The 16,309-nt window shown below is 37.0% G+C and carries 12 protein-coding genes; 7 read left to right on the top strand and 5 right to left on the bottom strand.

Translation table 11 applies throughout. The annotated features are described in order from the left end of the window. The 4 genes from N7931_RS04755 to N7931_RS04740 all read left to right on the top strand — a co-directional run bounded on the left by N7931_RS04755 (position 1) and on the right by N7931_RS04740 (position 3,258). Positions 1 to 840 carry a chemotaxis protein CheW gene (locus N7931_RS04755; protein ID WP_262792312.1) on the top strand — a complete coding sequence of 280 codons (840 nt, stop codon included), beginning with the start codon at positions 1 to 3 and terminating at the stop codon, positions 838 to 840. A gap of 26 nt (positions 841 to 866) precedes the next feature. Then, positions 867 to 1,358, top strand: coding sequence for a chemotaxis protein CheW (locus N7931_RS04750; protein WP_262792310.1), 492 nt, complete (start codon positions 867 to 869; stop codon positions 1,356 to 1,358). Between the two features lie 105 nt (positions 1,359 to 1,463). Beyond that, positions 1,464 to 1,766, top strand: a complete 303-nt coding sequence (locus N7931_RS04745; protein WP_262792309.1) for a DUF2802 domain-containing protein — start codon at positions 1,464 to 1,466, stop codon at positions 1,764 to 1,766. A gap of 61 nt (positions 1,767 to 1,827) precedes the next feature. After that, complete coding sequence (locus tag N7931_RS04740) at positions 1,828 to 3,258, top strand: PQQ-dependent sugar dehydrogenase (RefSeq protein ID WP_262792307.1); 1,431 nt, start codon at positions 1,828 to 1,830, stop codon at positions 3,256 to 3,258. A 119-nt stretch (positions 3,259 to 3,377) separates the two neighbouring features. On the opposite strand, the gene N7931_RS04735 is transcribed toward N7931_RS04740, so the two are convergent. From N7931_RS04735 to nadK, 3 genes are all read right to left on the bottom strand, one after another. After that, positions 3,378 to 4,370 (bottom strand): two-component system response regulator, encoded by a 993-nt coding sequence (locus tag N7931_RS04735; RefSeq protein ID WP_262792306.1) that lies wholly within the window; start codon positions 4,368 to 4,370, stop codon positions 3,378 to 3,380. Continuing rightward, the gene (locus N7931_RS04730; protein ID WP_262792304.1) at positions 4,370 to 7,684 is read right to left on the bottom strand and encodes an MHYT domain-containing protein; all 3,315 of its coding nucleotides are present in this window, start codon (positions 7,682 to 7,684) and stop codon (positions 4,370 to 4,372) included. Before N7931_RS04730 ends, N7931_RS04735 begins: the two co-directional genes overlap by 1 nt. A gap of 126 nt (positions 7,685 to 7,810) precedes the next feature. Continuing rightward, positions 7,811 to 8,692 carry an NAD(+) kinase gene (nadK, locus tag N7931_RS04725; RefSeq protein ID WP_262792303.1) on the bottom strand — a complete coding sequence of 294 codons (882 nt, stop codon included), beginning with the start codon at positions 8,690 to 8,692 and terminating at the stop codon, positions 7,811 to 7,813. A gap of 131 nt (positions 8,693 to 8,823) precedes the next feature. Between nadK and hrcA the strand changes: the two genes are divergently transcribed. Then, positions 8,824 to 9,867 carry a heat-inducible transcriptional repressor HrcA gene (gene hrcA, locus N7931_RS04720; RefSeq protein ID WP_262792301.1) on the top strand — a complete coding sequence of 348 codons (1,044 nt, stop codon included), beginning with the start codon at positions 8,824 to 8,826 and terminating at the stop codon, positions 9,865 to 9,867. 53 nt (positions 9,868 to 9,920) lie between these two features. Further along, positions 9,921 to 10,523: a nucleotide exchange factor GrpE gene (grpE, locus tag N7931_RS04715; protein ID WP_262792300.1), complete on the top strand. Its 603-nt coding sequence runs from the start codon at positions 9,921 to 9,923 to the stop codon at positions 10,521 to 10,523. Positions 10,524 to 10,592: 69 nt separating this feature from the next. Here grpE and N7931_RS04710 read toward each other — a convergent pair whose 3' ends face one another. Continuing rightward, on the bottom strand, positions 10,593 to 10,973 hold the full coding sequence (locus tag N7931_RS04710; protein ID WP_262792299.1) for a PilZ domain-containing protein: 381 nt from the start codon (positions 10,971 to 10,973) through the stop codon (positions 10,593 to 10,595). A gap of 161 nt (positions 10,974 to 11,134) precedes the next feature. After that, entirely contained in the window at positions 11,135 to 12,802 is a 1,668-nt protein-coding gene (ettA, locus tag N7931_RS04705) for an energy-dependent translational throttle protein EttA (protein ID WP_262792297.1), read from the bottom strand. A gap of 462 nt (positions 12,803 to 13,264) precedes the next feature. On the opposite strand from ettA, the gene N7931_RS04700 reads away from it, so the two are divergent. After that, a complete protein-coding gene (locus N7931_RS04700) occupies positions 13,265 to 16,267 on the top strand; it encodes an EAL domain-containing protein (protein ID WP_262792295.1) in 3,003 nt (1,000 codons plus the stop codon). Positions 16,268 to 16,309: the final 42 nt, after the last annotated feature.

Raw genomic sequence — 16,309 nt, 5'->3', positions numbered from 1 at the left:
ATGACAAAAGGCAGCTTTGCAAATGAAGAGATCATGGAAGAATATCTGGATGCATTATTATCTGAAGATGAAGTTGTTTCAACTCAGAGCAAACCGACTATAGAAACATCAAAGCCTGTGTTAACAACGCAAGATAACCCAGTAGAAAGATTATTAGATCAGGTTAAACCAGAAGTATTTAAAGAACAGGCAACCAAACCTGTTACAGATATTATTGAAAAAACAGTACCTACTGTACAGGCCGAAGTGACAGAAACGCACGCGGTTAAGCTAAATATCTCGCAAGAAGCAGTCTATTCAACCGCTGATTTATCCACTCAAATTAAAGCGGATAAAAAATCGGCTGAATCTACCCCCGGGTCTATCATCGAGAGCGCAGCTAAAGGGTATCAGCAGGGGGAATTTCAAGCATTATTTTTTGAGGTAGCTGGATTACTTTTGGCAGTGCCGCTAACCGAGCTTGGTGGTATTCATAACTTAACTGAAACTTCGCCATTGTTTGGTAAACCCAACTGGTTTAAAGGGGTTATGCTTAATCGAGACGAAAAAATTAACGTAGTTGATTCGGCACAATGGGTGATGCCAGAAAAGTGTCAACCAGAATTAGTTAACACTCTGAGTTATAAATATATTATTATGTTAGGAGAAAGTAACTGGGGTTTAGCTTGTGAAAAATTAGTGAATACAGTTACACTTAAACAAGAAGATATTAAATGGCGAGCAGCTGCGGGTAAACGCCCTTGGTTAGCTGGTTTAGTAAAAGAAAAAATGTGTGCTTTATTGGATGTTGAGCAACTGATTACCCTTTTGAATAAAGGTCTCGATAGCCAAGACAGCTAACAAGTTAACTCTGGCGGAGCATATTTATGAGCAATTCTGATAGAAACATTGCAGCAGATGCAGCAGACAGCGAAGTATTACAATGGGTGACCTTTAAATTAGACGAAGAAACCTATGGTATTAATGTAATGCAAGTACAAGAAGTATTGCGTTACAGCGAAATTGCACCTGTGCCGGGTGCACCAAGTTATGTACTGGGGATTATTAATCTACGTGGTAATGTAGTGACAGTAATTGATACTCGTTCACGTTTTGGTTTAGAGCCTAGCACTGTAACGGATAATTCAAGAATCGTCATTATTGAAGCTGAAAAGCAAGTGATTGGTATTTTGGTGGATAGCGTTGCTGAAGTGGTTTATTTAAAATCTTCTGAAATAGATAGCACGCCTAACGTGGGTACAGAAGAAAGCGCTCGTTTTATTCAAGGCGTTTCCAACCGAGATGGCGAGTTACTGATTTTAGTTGACCTAAACAAACTATTAAGTGACGAAGAGTGGGACGAGCTTAACTCGTTTTAATTAACTATGTTTGAAATTTCATGGATTGCATTTGGCTTAGCTTGCTTGGCTTGTTGCTTATGTATTTTTATTATTGTCCGGCAAAGAAAAATATTAAACCAGACAATGAATTCTTCAGAAGAAAATCATAACCGGCTTAATCAGGATATTAAGTTATTAAAAAATGAAATCGATGAAATTCGCTCAGGTTCTATTGGTATTGGGCAAAAATTAAAACAATTACAAAATAGTTTTTTTGACTTAGAAGAGCGTCTAGCTGAACTGTCTTTGCAAGATCCTGAATCTAAACTTTATTCCCGGGCGGCTAAAATGGCTGCCAAAGGCGCAAGTGCAGAAGAAATTGCGCAGGATTGTGAAATTCCAATAGTCGAAGCCGAGTTAATTGTTTCACTCAGAAAGCATGCTTAACAAAAATAAAAAAGCCGACTTAGTCGGTTTTTTTATTTTAATAGCAATCTACGGAGATTTTATGAAATTTAAAATGCCTTTTTTATTTACCATATTGGCCTTTAATTGCCACACTACATTTGCAGCAGGTAATGTGAGTGAGGTATTTAAACAAAATTGTGCCAGTTGTCATGGTGAGTCTTTACAGGGTGGGTTGGCTAAAAGTTTAGTTGATAATCAGTGGCAGTATGGCTCATCAGATAAAGACATTTTAGCGACAATCCGAAACGGGGTTGCCGAAGCTGGAATGCCAGCATGGAAAGCTTTGTTATCAGAAGAAGAAATGCGCGGCTTAGTGGTTTATATTAGGGAGCAAGCTTACCAAGCTCAGCAACAGCAAGCTTCGCCTACTGCGGATAATCAAAACAATGAGCTGTTCAAAACACAGGGTTACCAGCTATCGCTTGATACTGTAATGAGTTTTGATGGTGCATTATGGGCCGCTGCGTATTTACCTAACGGTGATATTTTGGCAACTGAAAAGCGTGGCAAATTATGGCTTATTCAAAATACAGACGGTCAATATATTAAAACCGAAATTAAAGGTATTCCGGATGTTTGGTACCATTCGCAAGCAGGTTTATTAGATGTCGCTGTACACCCAAATTACCCAAGGCAACCTTGGATATATATTAGTTATTCAGAGCCAACTTCGGCTAAAGGTAAAAATAGCAAAGGCGGTATGACAGCCATTGCCAGAGGCCAAATTATGGATGGTAAATGGCAGCAGCATCAACAAATTTATTCGGCGGATGTTAAATTTCATACCGCTGCTGGTGTGCATTTTGGTAGTCGGATTGTATTAAATAACGGCTATGTTTTCTTTTCTATTGGTGATCGTGGAAAAATGGATTTAGCTCAGGATTTAACCCAACCGAATGGAAAAATCCATCGTCTTTATTATGATGGACGAATTCCTCAAAATAACCCTTTTATAAAAGACAAACAAGCGCTTGCTTCAATTTGGAGCTATGGTCATAGAAATCCTCAAGGGTTGGCACTACATCCAGTTACAGAAGCTATATGGGAAACAGAACATGGACCTCGTGGTGGTGATGAAGTTAATTTAATTGAAAAAAATAAAAATTATGGCTGGCCAGTTATTACCTATGGTATTAATTATAATGGGCAGCCAATTACAGATAAAACTGAACAAGAAGGCATGGAACAGCCCAAACATTATTGGATTCCATCCATAGCTACGGGTGGTATTGAGTTTTATAGAGGAAAAACCTTTGCTAAATGGAACAATAATTTATTAGTAACTGGAATGGCTAAGCAGGAACTGAGACGGCTGGTGATTGAAGAGGAAAAAGTCGTCATAGACGAAGTTTTAGTCAAAAACCAAGGTAGGGTGCGTGATGTTGCAGTATCCCCTAGTGGTGAGATTTTAGTTGTAATTAACTCTTTGGATCAAGGGGCTGGGCGGTTAGTTATATTAAAGTCATTATAAACTAATTAAAACTGTTATAAGAAAGTGTAACTAATTAAACGATTTCCGTCTATCCGGCATTTTTCTGTACCTAATCGCATGATTTACTTGTAAGAAAAATAACGAAGAAAGACGGAAAATTATTCCTGCCACTTATGATAAACTTCTAAGATTTTATCTATTTCTTGATTCAGTAAATCCACCAAAACAGGATCAAAATGAGCTCCTTTTTGAGAGTGGATGAAATCGAGAGTTTTCTCAATACTCCATGCTTCTTTGTATGGGCGTTTACTGGTTAGTGCATCAAATACATCCGCAAGTGCGACAATTCGTCCTTCTATGGGGATATCATCTCCTTTTAGATTATTGGGATAACCAGTACCATCCCACTTTTCATGGTGTGTTAAAGCAATTGTTCGAGCGAGTTTGAGCAAATCAGAGTCACCGTCTCCTAAAATATCAGCGCCAATTTGCGGGTGTGTACGCATAATGTTCATTTCCTCATCAGTTAAACGAGCAGGCTTTAACATTATACTATCAGGAATACCTATTTTACCGACATCGTGCATTGGTGCTGCATGCAAAAGTAAATCCGCCTGATTTTCTGTGAAACCTAAAGCTAGAGCAATTATTTTGGAGTAGTGACTCATACGGATTACATGCATGCCTGTTTCATTATCTTTATACTCTGATGCACGCCCAAGCACTTGAATAACTTGCAATTGGGTTCGTTTTAACTCTTCCGCTTGAACTAATGATAAATGATTTTTTACTCTTGCTTTTACAATTGTGGCTGAAACAGGTTTAGTTATATAGTCTACTGCACCTAGCTCAAATCCGGCAGCTTCATCAATTTCTTCAGAAAGGGCTGAAACAAAAATGATAGGAATATTTTTGGTAGAGGTATCAGCTTTGAGTTTCTTACAGACATCAAAGCCGGAAATGTCAGGCATCATTATATCTAGTAAGATCAAGTTAGGTCTATCTTTAGCTACCAGCTTGATTGCATCTTCGCCATTCTTTGCGAAAATCAATCTATAGTCAGTTTGCAAAATATTTTTCAGAACCCGTAAATTTGCGGGTTCATCATCGACTATTAATACTTTTTCTTTATTTTCAATATGCTGGGACATTAATTTTCCTGCTCTATTGCTTTTTTCAACTGCTTCAATTCAGTTAATGCAAGTTCAAACTCAAAATCATTCACATAGTTCACAATTAATTCAATTTGATCTTTAACATTGGCTTTTGAGCCGCCTAATAAATTATCCAGTAGATCATCATCGACCTCACTGTTTTCTAATAAATTAATTAATTCATTTATAAGGTTTAGTTGTGACTGATTTGAATTGCCAGTAATCTGTTCAGACTTTTCATCTTGCTGTTCAAAATATGAGTTCGTGTACTGTAAAACTTGTTTAATTTGGTGATTTATTTTATCTAAAATTAATTTTATTTCTTCAATTTCTTGTTTTTGAAGACTCTTTTCTATTTTTTCAAAATTATTCATTAATGGGAGCAAAGCTAAGTTACCAGATAACCCTTTTAGATTATGGACAAGTTGCTTTAATCCATTCCAATCTTGATTATCTATAAAATGGTAACAATCATTGGTTGTTGATAAATGATTTTGCACAAAGCGCTTTAACTCTTGCAAATAACTTTGTTCGTCGCCCCAAAGTTGACATCCTTTTTTGAGGTTGATTAGGGTTAAATCTTGATGGCGAGTACCTTCTACTATTGGCATTAGGTCTAAGTTTAATACTTTTGCCATTTCCTGATTTAATAAATCTAGATCTACCGGCTTGTTGGCAAAACCATTCATACCTGCTTGTTTAGCTTCAAATTTATCATTTTCCATAACACTTGCCGTTAGGGCAATAATAGGAATAACTTTTAGATTATTCTGTAATTCAAACTCGCGTCGACTTCTTGCTGCAGTTAACCCATCCATGACAGGCATTTGAATATCCATAAGGACGATATCAATATCTGGGTTTTTCTCCATGCGTAATAAGGCTTGTACGCCATCTCTAGCAGTCAATACTTGATGACCTTGACGTTTTAGCATAACTGTCAACAAATCAATATTTTGTTGAATATCATCGACAATTAATACTTTTAAATTTGGTAGTGATATATTCTGTTGTGGTAAATGTTTAAGTTTACATCTATCGCTAATAGGTAATGGAAGGATAACTGTAAAAATACTTCCTCGATTAAGTTCACTTTCAACTTTAATTTGGCCATTCATTAGCTCTACTAGTTTATGGCTAATTGTTGTGCCAAGGCCGGTGCCTCCAAACCTTCTGCTAATAGAGGAATCAGCTTGAGCGTAAGCATTAAAGATATTGTTAACTTGAGCCTGGCTCATGCCAATACCTGTATCTTTAATAATAACTTCTATCAAGTTATTATTACTCTGTACTTTTACTGATACATTGCCTTTAGGGGTAAATTTAATTGCATTACCTATTAAATTAGTGAGAACTTGACGGATTCTATCTGGATCTCCCAAATAACAATTGGAAAGTGTGGGAGATAATTCAGTTGTTAATTGAATTCCTTTCTTTTTAGCTTCAATGTATAGAGTTGAAACAACGGCATCTACTTCTTCAACTAAATCAAAGTCTCTTATATCCAGTTCAAATTTACCTTTCTCTAATTTGGCACTGTCTAAAATATCATTTAATAAATGAAGTAATGATTTGGCTGATTGATTAATAGTTTGAAGGTGTTTGAATTGTTCTTTATTTAGCTCTGTATCCAATAAAATATCGCTAAAACCGATAATGGCATTCATCGGTGTTCTGATTTCATGACTCATGTTGGCTGTAAAAGCGGCACGAGCTGAAGCTGCCTGTTCTGCAATTTCTTTAGCTTCCCTCAATTCATCTTCCATAATCTTTCGGTCGGTGATATCCATGATAAAGCCATCTAAACAGGTTTTTGAACTAATTAAAGGGTCATCAATTTGACTACCGTATTCTAGCATCCAACGAATTGCACCATCTTTCGTAAAAATTCGGTATTCAAGTGTATAACTTCTTCCTTGATCGTGATATACCATCACATTATCAATGTCTGCAGGGTGGATAAGTTCTTTAAAAGAGCGTATGGGGTTGGGGAGTTGAAAATCGTCGGCCGAGTAGCCTGTAATTGTTTCGACAGCGTTGCTGATATATACCATTGGCCAGTTATCTTCATCAATACAACGAAATGCAATACCGGGTATATTCGTAATAAGAGATCTGAATTTACTTTCATTTTCGCGTACTGCCGCTTCCATTTTTATACGGTCAGTTAGATCTGAAGCAATAGCCACAAATAAGGTTTCACTACCCAGTATCACTTTGCCAACTGCGATGCGCACATCAACCATATGCCCTTGCTTATGCTTGACTCTGATATCTCGGCTTTTACCAACAAATTGATTGTCACCTGTAGTTAGCTGATGTTCAAATTCTTGTTGCAACTCTTCAGGAAGTAAATGTGCAATGTTTTTCCCTTTGAGCTTTTCTTCATCCCAGCCAAATAAATTTTTTGTTGCCTGATTTGCACTCAAGATAATGCCATATTTATCCATTGTTAAAATACCATCTATGGCAGTGTCCATAATAGCCTTAATCCGGCTCTCATTATTACTTGCTTGTCGAGTTAAATCTCTATATCTGAAAATATAATTAACGGCTAAAACCAAACTGATTATTACCATTGTAAGGCTGCCAATGCCAATGCCTAAATAAAGAGATATTTCATCAGGTTGGCCCGATAGCTCCATGCCTGGAGGTAGGACAAAGCGAGCTGCAGCCATTCCTGTATAGTGCATTCCTGATATAGCACAGCCCATAACAATACTGGCCAGTAAATTCACAGTTAAATTAGAAAATTGACGTCGCTTAGAGTTATTTAATGCAAATTTAATCCAGAGTGACAAAATGGCTAGTACAACAGCAACTACAATTGATAATGCAAATAAACTTAGGTCATATCTTAACAAAGGGGCCATTTGCATGGCAGCCATGCCTAGATAATGCATAGTACCTATGCCAGCGCCAACTAAAATCCCTCCGATTAACAACTTACATTTGTTAATCTGGTTCTCACTGATAATTCTTAATGCAATTTTAGAGGCTAGGATAGAAGGAATGATTGATGCAAGAGTGATCCCCCAATCATAGTGTATTTCTGTACATAAGCTAAAAGCGAGCATACCAATAAAGTGCATTGACCATACTCCACCACCTAATGCTAAAGCTCCACTTAATAAAGATACATGTTTACGTAATTGAGTCCGCGCATTAGCTGCAAGTTCGGAAACCTGTAGGCCAATATGAGAAGATAATACAGCAACAAAAACCGACAGAATGACCAGCCAAATATTATAGCTGCCGTCAGTTAATAAACTGTTTTGAGGAATAAAAAACAGGTTTTGGATATAGTTCATGGCATACTGCTCAAAGTGTCACTGCTAGCAAATTCATCCTGATTGAATAGGCACTTTATCTGCCTCCCTGTTTAATATTATGTAGCGGGTAACTGATTTTAATTTATATTATATACTGCAAATAAACTAATATAGTTTACTGCCCCAATTTAATTTTCTTCTTAATACACTAAAATAACTATAGTCTTTAGGGTGAATTAATTTTAGCAAATGAGGCGATTTTTTAATTCTGACTTCATCACCTTGTAAAACCGGTAAAGTCACATGACCATCACAAGTAACCCCCAATTGCGCCTGTGCTTTATTAGAAACGACCAAGCGTAAATCCGAATTTGCATCTACCACTAAAGGCCGGTTAGCTAATGAATGCGGAAACATAGGCAATAAACAAATAGCATTTAAATTTGGGGTTAAAATGGGGCCGCCGCCAGATAACGAATAAGCAGTTGAGCCAGTCGGTGTACTCATAATTAAACCATCGGCACGTTGGCTAAATACAAATTTATCATTTATATACACTTCAAACTCAATCATGTGAGCAACTTTATCCGAGTGCAAAACGGCTTCGTTAACTGCACTGTTAGTCGCTTTTACCTGATCATGCCGATGTACTTCAACTTCGAGTAAAAATCTTTCTTCGGTTGAAAACTCACCTTTTAATACTTGGCTAAGCACAGCTTCGCAAGCATCGGGATGAATATCTGTTAAAAAGCCAAGGTTGCCGCGGTTAATGCCAATAACTGCAGTATCAAATCTGGACAATACACGGGCAGCACCAAGCATATTCCCATCACCACCGACCACAATGACTAAATCACAAAACTCGCCAAGCTCAACTAAATTAAGCGCTTTGATCGCATTATTTTGCTCATTAATGGCCACTCTTTGCTCAATATAAACTTCACAGCCTTGCTCGGTTAAAAAGCGATGCAGCACTTCAACGGTTTGCTGGGTTTCTGGATGATTAGCTTTACCGACAATGCCAATTTTGTTAAATATTTTAGCCATCTGAGTGGGGTAATCCTTAGCTTTAAATATATTTTGGCGATAAGTTTATCAATAAATAATTGAAATTTATCTAATACGCCTCATATAAATTAAATAAATTTATAAAAAATTTGAGTAATTGGTGAGTAATAATGACCAATGTAAATTTAAATTCAAGAGCACTACAAGTTTTACGCGTATTAATTGAGCAATATTTAACTCAAGGTCAGCCGGTTTCATCTAAGCATTTGGCCGAAGTGGAATCTATTTCGGCAAGCTCGGCAACTGTCAGAAATGTCATGATGACACTGGAAAAAGCCGGACTGTTAAAATCGCCGCATACTTCGGCTGGCCGAATCCCAACCGCACTTGGCTTACGCTTATTTGTTGATGAGTTATTAACCGCACAATCATTTGAGCAGTTTATCAAACAAAATCAATTGCCGGATTTTGAAAAAGTGTTATTGCAAACCCAGTTATCGACAGCACAGGTTTGTCAGCAAGCGTCCAAATTATTATCCGAAGTAACTCATTTAACCAGTTTAGTTTCTGTGCCTCAGCAAGCGGAACAAGCAATTGAAAAAATTGAATTTGTTCATTTAGGCGCAAAACGCTTAATGGCAATTATTGTATTACAAAATGGTGAGATTCAAAACAAAGTGCTGGATTTACCAGTTGCAATAGATAGCAATACCTTAAACAAAATGTCGGTATTGATGAATATGGTTTTATCTGGCAAAACGTTGAGTCAGGGTTATAAACAAATTAAAGAGCTTGCCAAAAATGATGCGCAATTAAATTATTTAACCGATTTAACTTTAACTGCAGAGCAGCATACCCAAGCAAATAATAACCATGTAGTGGTTGCCGGACAAAACCATTTATTAAACGAAAATATCAGCCCACAATTAACTAAAATTAAAGCGGTATTTGAGGCGATTTCAGAAAAAAATCTGGTTGTAGATATTATGCAAAGGTGCCGTGATGAAAAAGGTATTAAAATTTTTATTGGGGAAGAAACAGGGATTGAAACGCTATCAGAATGTAGTTTAATTAGTGCACCTTATCATGCAAATGGAAAGATTGTTGGTAGCCTTGCGGTGATTGGGCCAACACGGATGGACTATCAAAAAGTGATCCCAATTGTTGATATGACTTCTAAATTATTAACATCAGCCTTGAATCAGTTAAGATAGTCCCCATAATTGAGGAAATTCGTTAAGTGAAACCGTTTTGGAGTTTTAAAAAGATGAGTAATGAACCACAAGATACTCAAGTAGAAGAGCAGGTTGAAGCAGCTCAAGAAGCACAACAGGCATCAACTGAAAATACAGAAACAGTAAACGAACAAGAGCAGAAAATAGCTGAACTAGAAGCTAAACTGGCACAAGCTGAAGCCAAAGTGACAGAACAACAGGATTCTGTAGTTCGTGCTAAAGCAGAAGTTGAAAATATTCGTCGCCGTAGTGCGCAGGATGTTGAAAAAGCTCATAAATTTGCGTTAGAAAAATTTGCCGGTGAGTTATTACCAATTGTTGATAATTTACAACGCGCATTAGATGCAGCAGATAAATCAAATGAAGCGCTAGTGCCTATGATTGAGGGCATTGAATTAACGCAAAAGAGTTTTGATTCAACTTTAGCTAAGTTTGGTATTGAAATTGTCGCTCCAGCGCAGGGAGATGCGTTAAATCCAGAGCTTCATCAAGCTATGTCTATGATCCCAAATCCAGATGTTGCACCAAATGCAATTATTGATTGCTTGCAAAAAGGTTACACCATTAATGGTCGTTTATTACGCCCGGCTATGGTGATTGTCTCTGCGGCTGGCGGGGTTGATACTCAGGCTTAATTGCTCAGTAGCTTATTTAATTTATATTTTAAAAACAGAGGCTTGCCTCTGTTTTTTATTGTTCAATTCTTATATTTGCCTATCTTCTATTAAATGCTGTAACTCACGTTGTAACAAGGTTTGATCGGCCAAGTTTAACTCAACAATTCTGCGTAAATGAGTGGCACTTTCAATATCCATTTGCTGACATTGTAGCCCCAAAACACTGGGTTCAATATGCACTATATTCACTGTCATTGATATTTCAATATCAGCATTGTCCGTTAATGAAAAACTTAATTTAAATGTATCCTGATGATTAAGTTGCGACGGCAGGGCATTTTCAGGGTAACTAACCAAAGCACCATTTAATGATAAGTCAATTAAATCGACATACCAGTCGTCATGGTCATGACTTAAAACAGCCTGTTTGGCGAAAAAAAATCGGGTAAAGTGTCTGCGCTCGTTCATATTATTTTTTATTGATAAATAAAACTTAAAGATAGCGCATATAAAAAAAAGCAGCAATGGCTTGCTGCTTTTAAGTGGTGATAATGAGAACTTGGTTAAGCTTAATTTGGTTTAACCAAGTTTTACTCTAGCTTGGATTTAACCAAGAGTGAGTAAAACCGTTAAGATATTTTTTTGTATTTAATCCGATGCGGATTCAATACAGCATCTTCACCTAAAGTTTGTTTTAACCAAGCTTCATAATCTGTGTAGTTACCTTCGTAGAAGTTAACTTGTCCTTCGTCACGGTAATCCAGAATATGGGTCGCAATTCGGTCAAGGAACCAACGGTCATGCGAAATCACCATAGCACAGCCCGGAAAATCTAATAAAGCGTTTTCCAATGCACGCAGGGTTTCAACGTCTAAATCGTTAGTTGGTTCATCCAGTAGTAAAACGTTACCGCCTGCTTTTAATAATTTAGCTAAATGTACACGGTTGCGTTCACCACCAGATAATTCGCCAATGCGTTTTTGTTGATCAGAGCCTTTAAAGTTAAAGCGGCTTACATAAGCACGGCTGTTAATTTCAAAGCTGCCGATTTGAATCACATCCTGACCGTCGGAAATTTCTTGCCAAACCGTATTGTTATCATTCATATCATCGCGGAACTGCTCAACACTTGATAATTTTACAGTGTCACCCACAATCACTTCACCACCGTCAGCTTGTTCTTTGCCGGATAACATTCTGAATAATGTTGATTTACCTGCACCATTAGGGCCGATAATGCCAACAATCGCACCTTTTGGCATGCTAAAGCTTAAATCATCAATTAATACTCTGTCGCCGTAAGATTTTTTAAGGTTTTTAACTTCAATAACCTTATCGCCTAAACGTTCACCCGGTGGAATATAGAGTTCGTTGGTTTCGTTACGGCGTTGGAAGTCTTGGTTATTAAGCTCTTCAAAACGAGCCATACGTGCTTTGCTTTTTGCCTGACGACCTTTCGGGTTATTACGCACCCATTCAAGCTCTTGTTTAATTGAACGCTGGCGTGCATTTTCGGCTTTTTCTTCTTGCTCTAAACGAGCATCTTTTTGCTCAAGCCAAGAAGAGTAGTTACCTTCCCACGGAATCCCCTGACCACGGTCAAGTTCTAAAATCCAACCGGCAACATTATCTAAGAAATATCTATCGTGGGTAATAGCAACTACTGTACCTTCGTAATCGTGTAAGAAGCGCTCTAACCATGCAACCGATTCTGCATCCAAGTGGTTAGTTGGTTCGTCCAGTAATAACATATCTGGTTTTTCGAGTAATAAACGGCATAAAGCGACTCGGCGTCTTTCACCACCGGATAATTTATTAACATCGGCATCCCAAGGTGGTAGACGAAGTGCATCGGCGGCACGCTCTAGCATGTTTTCAATATTATGGCCGTCAGTTGCCTGAATAATGGCTTCTAACTCGCCTTGCTCTTTGGCTAACGCATCAAAATCAGCATCTGGTTCAGCGTATTCTGCATAAACTTGATCTAATCTGGCAATTGCATTTTTGACGACAGAAACAGCTTCTTCAATGTTTTCTCTAACATTTTTGGTTGGATCAAGTTGCGGCTCTTGTGGCAGGTAACCAATTTTAATACCTGGCTGAGCACGCGCTTCACCTTCAATTTCGGTATCAATCCCAGCCATAATTCTAAGCAAGGTTGACTTACCCGCCCCGTTTAAACCTAAAACCCCAATTTTTGCACCGGGGAAAAAACACAGGTTGATATTTTTTAAGATTTCACGTTTCGGCGGAACAATTTTTCCAACCCGAGACATGGTATAAACATATTGCGCCATGGATAAATTCCTAATTATTATTTGATTAAATCAAGATAGATTTATTTTAACTGCACAAAGCTCAGATAGAAACACATCGGATAAATATTTCGTTAACTCAAATCGCACATAAAGATAATTAACCTGAGCTGCACATCAGAAAATAGTCCGTTGGAACGTAAAATAAACTTGGTTTGGCATTATTTAATCCAATTGTTGAGAAACTTACTTCAACATTTCTTATGCACACCTCAGGTTAGTGAGTTTAAAAAAATTTGCATTTATAGGATAAATAGCGCTTTAATAGGCGGGTGGTCAGTGAGCTAATATAATAAAGGACTGGCTTTTATCTCCCAATACTAGGCAAAATGATTTTGAGGAGTGAAGTAAACTATAAACAAATTTACTTTGTGTTGCTTTGGTTAGGTAGATATTTCGATAATAATTAAAATGATAAATATTCGAACGGGGTTCAGTCATTAAATGCAGTGGCTTAAAACAAAAATAATTCATTCTATTTCAATTAAAGCAAGTATAGCGATCTTCTTTTCCTGCGTTATTATTGGTGTATTTGGTGTTTACTTTTTTACACAGGCACAAGATAAATATGTTGAGTATATTTTAAGTTCAGACCTAGACAATTCAGCAAAACAGAGTGCTCAGTCTATCTCCCGATATTTAGATGGTTTAGTCACAGTTGGGAGCTTAGCAAATATTCAAATCACTCATTCTTTAAATAAAGCTCAAAATAAAGTACCAAATACAAAAACTGTTTTTACCCAGCACAAAGACTCCAGTTACAGGGCTCATTATAATCAAGTTGGGTTATTTTTAGCCGCAAATCAAAATTTTTCGGAACAAATTGTCACTGAAGCATTGGCCATCGCAGAAATTTTACCTGAAATTGGCCCTAAATTAAGGCAATTATTTTCAGCAGCTTATTTTATTTCGAAGGATGGTTTAGCCGTTGTCCAACCAGCACAGATTATTGATACTTTACCCGCAGTATATGATTTCAATCGCGATTTATTCTATAAATTAGGAACTCCCGAGTTTAATCCTACCGGTCAACCTATATGGACACCTGTTTATTACGATGATACTCAAAGTAAATGGATGACCACACTGGTTATCCCTGTGTATACCAATAAAGTATTTAGAGGAATTACCGGTTATGATTTTTTAATCGATAGTTTGGATAAAATTATGTTGGAGTGGTTGCCTAATAAGGCTGATAGGAATGTATTTATTTTTGATAGCAAAAGTAATTTAATTTTTCACCCTGAACACCTCAATTTATTTAATCAAATTGTTTCTGAACAATTTGTTGAGCTAAATAACCAGAAAAATATCCCTCAAGACGTATATCAAGTTATCTTAACCAGTTTAAAGAATACAACTAATTTAGAAGCTAAAAGTTTTACCTTGAATAAAGAAAGCCGATTGGTTTCTGTATCTCAAGTACCAGAATTAGGTTGGTACTTAGCTATGTCTGATTCACTTAAAACGCGGGAATTTTACTTACAAAAATTTAAGAAATATATGTTACTGGGCTCACTAATTGTGGCGTTTTTGCTGTCTGTGTTGATTTATTGGTTTTTAAATCGTTATGTTCTATCTCGTTTAAGATATTTTGCAAAAGCTTTGACTGAGCATAAACAAGGCCAATTAAAGCTTGGAAAATTAACCGAAAGCTCCGATGAAGTTGGTACTATGGCTCGAACTATGGAGGAAATGTCGAGCGAAATCCATCATTTAATCGAAGGATTAAATGAAAAAATACAGGAAAAAGAAGTCGCTGAATTGTCAGCCCTTAAATTATCTAATGCGGTTAAACATAGCGAAACGGCCATTGCTATTTTAAACGAGTGGTTTGAAATTGAATTCGTGAATCCTAAATTTGTTGAACTTTGCGGCAGGCAAGAATTTGAGCTGATAGGTATCAAAATAGAAGAAGTTATTGATGAACAAATGCGTTGGTTGCTTGAAGGTGCCTACGAGAAATTGGCGTTAGGACATGCTTGGAAAGGCGAGTTAATTTTTGAGCGACCGGGTACGGAAGGTATATGGGTTTCACAAACTTTATCGCCAATGACCCAAGATAAACAAGGTGCAGTGCATTTTGTATCGGCGACTCAGGATATTAGCTTTATTAAGCAAAGCCAGAGGAAAATGGAAAATTTGGCTTATCATGATCCTTTAACTCAGCTCTATAACCGTACTTTTTTTAAGGCTCAACTGACCAAGTCTTTGGAAATGACTAAGCGCGGGCATTTTGCTTTCTGTTTATTGTATTTCGATTTGGATAATTTTAAACGAGTTAATGATGATTTGGGTCATGAAGCAGGAGATCAATTATTAATTGAAATTGCTAAGAAACTGACTAAACGACTGCGAGCTGAAGATACTATCGCGAGATTAGGAGGTGATGAATTTGCTGTAATTATTAGTGGTGTCGCTAATGTTGAAAAAGCTGCTGCGCTAGCTCATGATATTCAGAACATTATTAACCAACCAGTAAAGTTGCCTAGTGCAGAGGTATTAGTAACGGCAAGTATTGGGATTACGATTTCACCTAAAGATGCGCAAAATATAGAAGATCTATTACGTAATGCTGATTTAGCTATGTATAAAGCAAAAGCCGCTGGACGTAATACTTTTTATTTTTACAGTGATGAACTTAATAAAGCTTTGCAAGAGACTGTGTTACTAGAAAGTGAGCTTAGAGTTGCATTGAAAGAACAGCAGTTTGAGCTATATTATCAACCGCAGATTAATCTAAAAAGTGGAGAGTTATTCGGTTTTGAAGCGTTATTACGCTGGCAACATCCAACTCGGGGAATGGTTTCACCCAACATCTTTATCCCTGTCGCAGAGCAATCTGGTTTAATTGTTCAGTTAGGAGAGTGGGTATTAGCTGAAGCGAGTTTATTTATTGCTAGGATAAACCAAAAATATAACAAAGCTTTTATGGTTGCGGTCAATTTATCTGCCCGTCAGTTTAAAGATAAAAATGTTGCAAATGTCATTAAGCAAAGCATAGTTAATGCCAGCATAAAACCGGCTTGGTTAGACATTGAATTAACTGAATCTATGCTAATGGGAGATATTAACGAAGCAATCCGTCAGATGGATGAAATCAAATCACTAGGTGTACAGCTTTCAATTGATGATTTTGGCACAGGTTATTCTTCCTTGAGTTATTTAAAACGCTTTCCGGTAGATACTTTAAAAGTGGATCGTGCTTTTATTAAAGATATTCCAGATGATAAAGATGATATGGCGATAGCTGATGCCATTATTGCAATGGCACATAAACTCAATATGAAAGTGATTGCCGAAGGTGTTGAAAACAATGCGCATGTTCAGTTTTTAAGAGAAAAAAGCTGCCAGATAGGGCAGGGATATTTATTTAGTCCGCCTGTTACCGAACAAAAAATTGAAGTATTTTTAGAACAAAAATATGATTTTATGAGTGGTGTTTAATCTAGCTTAGATAATTCAATTTAATGTTTTTTCAGGGCACTC

This window comes from Catenovulum sp. 2E275, from assembly GCF_025515275.1.
In the GTDB taxonomy this organism is placed as follows: domain Bacteria; phylum Pseudomonadota; class Gammaproteobacteria; order Enterobacterales; family Alteromonadaceae; genus Catenovulum.
Note: the sequence above shows the minus strand (reverse complement) of the source record. Positions and strands in the feature narration are given on the sequence as shown.

Excerpts from the sequence above, each read along its gene's own strand:
- ettA (WP_262792297.1), bottom strand. The coding sequence starts at position 12,802 with ATGGCGCAATATGTTTATACCATGTCTCGGGTTGGAAAAATTGTTCCG.
- nadK (WP_262792303.1), bottom strand. The coding sequence starts at position 8,692 with ATGGCTAAAATATTTAACAAAATTGGCATTGTCGGTAAAGCTAATCAT.
- N7931_RS04700 (WP_262792295.1), top strand. The coding sequence starts at position 13,265 with ATGCAGTGGCTTAAAACAAAAATAATTCATTCTATTTCAATTAAAGCA.
- N7931_RS04745 (WP_262792309.1), top strand. The coding sequence starts at position 1,464 with ATGAATTCTTCAGAAGAAAATCATAACCGGCTTAATCAGGATATTAAG.
- hrcA (WP_262792301.1), top strand. The coding sequence starts at position 8,824 with ATGACCAATGTAAATTTAAATTCAAGAGCACTACAAGTTTTACGCGTA.
- N7931_RS04740 (WP_262792307.1), top strand. The coding sequence starts at position 1,828 with ATGAAATTTAAAATGCCTTTTTTATTTACCATATTGGCCTTTAATTGC.
- grpE (WP_262792300.1), top strand. The coding sequence starts at position 9,921 with ATGAGTAATGAACCACAAGATACTCAAGTAGAAGAGCAGGTTGAAGCA.
- N7931_RS04750 (WP_262792310.1), top strand. The coding sequence starts at position 867 with ATGAGCAATTCTGATAGAAACATTGCAGCAGATGCAGCAGACAGCGAA.
- N7931_RS04755 (WP_262792312.1), top strand. The coding sequence starts at position 1 with ATGACAAAAGGCAGCTTTGCAAATGAAGAGATCATGGAAGAATATCTG.
- N7931_RS04710 (WP_262792299.1), bottom strand. The coding sequence starts at position 10,973 with ATGAACGAGCGCAGACACTTTACCCGATTTTTTTTCGCCAAACAGGCT.
- N7931_RS04730 (WP_262792304.1), bottom strand. The coding sequence starts at position 7,684 with ATGAACTATATCCAAAACCTGTTTTTTATTCCTCAAAACAGTTTATTA.
- N7931_RS04735 (WP_262792306.1), bottom strand. The coding sequence starts at position 4,370 with ATGTCCCAGCATATTGAAAATAAAGAAAAAGTATTAATAGTCGATGAT.